Raw genomic sequence first — 2,894 nt, forward strand, 5'->3', positions numbered from 1 at the left:
AAGTTAGCTCTAAAGCTAAGCGAGAAGTTGCGCCCGTTGACAAAATATTGCGTGAGCAAATCAGTCGTTACGGCACCTGGCTCACCAATGTAACGCAGCGGCGCTTCGTCGGTCAGGTTAGAGGCACTTAAACTAATGGTGTAACGATCCGACAGATCATAGTTAATGGAGGCATCCAGCAAGCCATAGCCTTTGATGTATCGACCACTGACAGGCGCTGGAACCACACCGGTCATGATAAACTCCGAGCGATAGCTATACACCAATCGGGCAGAGGTTTTCTCGCCTTCGTACAGCGCCGAGATGCTGTAGCTGTCATCAGATTGGAACGCCTGTGGTGTATCAATCACCTCGCCGTTAATCTCAACCGGGTTGTCCGTCTCGACGTGGGTGTAAGAGGCGGCTACACCAAAGTCTTGCCAAATCCCAGGCAGGAAATCAAAAAAGGTTTGCGCAGCCAGTTCAATACCGGTTGCGTTACCGTCGCCGGCATTGACGTCGCGACTGAGCAGGTATTGTCCTTCGGGACAGCTGTTGTCGAACGTACCGTTGTAGGCCGGGGCGGTGGCAACGGTTTCACAGCTTTGCGATCCATTAATAAAACCGTCAATCTCTTTTGTGAACAGTGCGACAGAGGCGTACGAGGCGCTACCGAAATATTTCTCCAAAGAGATGTCATAGCTGTCAGCTTTCAGTGGCTCCAGATCGGGGTTGCCACCACTGCCTAGCCCCTGCAGAAGGTCGACCGTAACACTCGGCACCAAAGCCCCAAAATTAGGACGGGTCATGCCTTTGCTGTAACCGAAGCGCAACAGCAGGTCTTCTTGCATCTCATAGGTAACATTCAAAGAAGGGAGCACATCGACATATGAGTTCGAGTTGTCCACCGGTACCACAACCGACTCACCGCCGGTGGAGTCCACCACCCAGGCACGGGTTTCGATATCGGTCTCAACGACACGAACGCCAACATTACCTCGTATACGCTCATCCTCGGTCGAGAATTCGCCCATGAGGTAGGCGGCCGCGGTACGTTCATCCGCATGGCGACGCGATGTCACATTCTCTGGAATGGCACCGTTGGCCGGGATACCCGACAAGGGGAAAAGCTCCGAGAGCACACCGCTGTGCAAGGCGCTGGAGCGGTACGTCAGGTAGCCACCGGGGAAGTCGGTTTCGTTGCGAATCCAGTCGTTGGGCGCAATGTTATAGAGCTCCGGGAATTCGGCAACTGACACGGCGTTAGAGTGGTCGCTGGCCAGTGGCAGGCCATCGTCTGTGAGTGGCTGCCCGGTAAAGTTATAACTGCTGTAGCTTGACTCTTGAGTGGCAACTCGCGCACCAAACAATAGGGTGTGAAAGAAGCCATCCAAATCATAGGTAAAATCTGTTTGCAGAGCGAGGCCATCGTCATCAAAATTCTGATGGATCACGTTGGCATAACTGTTAAACACAAAGTTATTGGGATCGGATAGATCTGGGCCAGAGATTTGAATGTTGCTTGGGTTGCGGCTATCCGGATACAGCTCGCGCGCGAAGTCCCAGGTTAAACCCAGTTTAGGATCGATCTGCACGTTGCGGCTATCCTGAGTTTGGCTTGCCTCGACATAAGAGAGATCAGCGGTCATGTTCAACTTGTCGCTAATATTCCAGTCAAACCCGGACGCGATCAGCCAAGTCTCGTAGGGGCGCTCTGACTCGCCGCCAAGTGAGAAAAAGGATGAGTCTAAGGACTCGCCACTAATCAGAACTTGCTCGGCGAGCACTTCATCGACACCACCATTCACATTGCGATCGACAAGTGACTCGGTCATATCGAAATCAATGGTTTCAAGATCTTTTATCGTGCGGCTGTCGTTCAAGACCAGAAATTGATATTCCTGATTATAGTTGTAGAGGTTGTAGTTACCTTCCACATAGACTTCAAAGTCGTCGCTCGGGGCCCACTGAAAGGCCGCGTTGTAACCTTCGCGCTCGCGATAAATGTCTTCCTGGAAAACGTTGGCGCTTTGGGTGAGGGTGCTCATCAGCTCCGAGGAGTCTTCATTGCCCGTAGGGTCTGCCAAGTACCAAACGTCATTGCGCCCGGCGTAACTCTGGTTTGCGCCCGCGAGACCCTCGTACTCTGACGAGTCTGCGCGAACGGCTCTTCTCAAGTACGGGCCCCGGTTGGCGGGGGTGGAATCAGAACGGTTGTGGCTTTCTTGAACGTTGGCCGCAAACATCAGGCCCATTTCGGAGCCGTCATCCAAATACCAGGTATTGGAAACCAGACCGAATAAATCGGGGCTGGTTGATTCGGTAAAGTCATTGTATTTAGCGGTCGCCGCCAAGCTGACCACTTGCTCATCCATATCCAGCGGGCGACGGGTTCGAATATTAATCAGGCCGCCAATGGCGCCCTCAATGTGTTTGGCGCTCGGGTTTTTATAGACGTCGATGCCGGCGATCATGCCGGGGATGGCACTTTCGATATTAAATTCGCGACTGCCGGCGGTAAAGTAGGTGCGTCCGTTCAGGCGTGATGCGGTTTGTCCGGAGAGACCGCGCACGGTCAGCCCGCTGCCTTCGCCCACGGGCGAGGCACCTTCGCCGCCGTATCGATAGCCTTGCACCCCAGGAATACGAGTCAGGGTTTCGGCGACGTTGGAGTCGGGCAACTTACCGACGTCTTCGGCGGTAATCGACTCAACAATCTCTCCGGCTTGTTGTTTGATGGCGGTTGAGGTTTCCATACTGCTGCGAATGCCAGTAATGACCACTTCTTCCAGTCGCTCTTGTTGAGCGCTGGCGACGTGGCTTAAGGAGGCCATGGTGGTTGCTGCTGCCATTGCGACGCACAGACGATTCAGTCTCATAGTCATGTTGCTACCCATCGTTATCTGATTTATTTA

At 53.4% G+C, this 2,894-nt stretch carries 1 protein-coding gene; it reads right to left on the reverse strand.

Annotated features, from left to right (window positions below):
- The coding region (locus Q4563_RS15435) for a TonB-dependent receptor (protein WP_303605079.1) at positions 1–2,831 on the reverse strand (2,831 nt) is incomplete at its 3' end.
- Positions 2,832–2,894: the final 63 nt, after the last annotated feature.

The organism is Gilvimarinus sp. 1_MG-2023 (genome assembly GCF_030548285.1).